This window comes from Virgibacillus sp. 7505 (genome assembly GCF_002272135.1).
Taxonomy (GTDB): domain Bacteria; phylum Bacillota; class Bacilli; order Bacillales; family Amphibacillaceae; genus Terribacillus.
This window is the reverse complement of record NZ_NPBF01000460.1, coordinates 1-213: the sequence shown is the minus strand read 5'-3', so window position 1 is coordinate 213 and position 213 is coordinate 1. Positions and strand designations below refer to the sequence as shown.

The 213-nt window shown below is 41.3% G+C and carries 1 protein-coding gene; it reads left to right on the top strand.

Translation table 11 applies throughout. The features are described 5' to 3' along the window. The coding region (locus tag CHH91_RS19790) for a histidine kinase dimerization/phospho-acceptor domain-containing protein (RefSeq protein WP_286160875.1) at positions 1-213 on the top strand (213 nt) is incomplete at both ends.

Sequence of the window (213 nt, the reverse complement as noted above, 5' to 3'; positions counted from 1 at the left end):
ATCAATTTTTGGCAAACATGTCAGAGGAATTTAAGAATCCGCTCCATGGAATCCTTAACATGTCCCAATCCGTTTTAAAGAGAGAACGGCATATGTTACAGGAAAGAAGCATTAAAGAGCTTGAAACCGTTTTGTCAATCGGACATCGGCTGACATTGCGTTTGAACGATTTGATTGACATGATGAGCCTGCAAGAAGGATCCCTACGTCTAC